The organism is Pseudomonas viridiflava (assembly GCF_900602065.1).
In the GTDB taxonomy this organism is placed as follows: Bacteria; Pseudomonadota; Gammaproteobacteria; order Pseudomonadales; family Pseudomonadaceae; genus Aquipseudomonas.
Genome location: NZ_UWFN01000202.1, coordinates 1 through 344 on the forward strand (window position 1 = coordinate 1; position 344 = coordinate 344).

Here is a 344-nt window from a genome sequence, read left to right on the forward strand (position 1 = left end):
AGCCAGGGCTGATTGGCCAGCGAGCTCTGGAACGCCTGCGCTGCCCCCTGGAAGCTGCCGATGATCGACGCCGGCATGCCGATCTCGGCCTTGGCCTCGTCCAGCATGCGCACGGCATCGCCGAGTGCGACCCCGGAGGCGAGGTTGAAGGACAGGTTTGCGGCAGGGAACATGCCGTCGTGGCTGATCGACAAAGGCCCCATTTGCGGCGCGCCGACCTTGGCCAGTGCCGAGAGCGGCACCATCTCGTTGGTCAGCGGCGAACGCAGGTAGAAGTACGCCAGACTCTCCGCCTTGCCACGTTGCCGGGCATCGAGTTCGAGGATCACTTTGTACTGGTTGAC

The 344-nt window shown here is 64.8% G+C and carries 1 protein-coding gene; it reads right to left on the reverse strand.

Translation table 11 applies throughout. The annotated features are described in order from the left end of the window. Nucleotides 1-344, reverse strand: a 344-nt coding sequence (locus EE949_RS11935) for an efflux RND transporter permease subunit (protein WP_206335708.1), incomplete at both ends; no start/stop codon positions are given.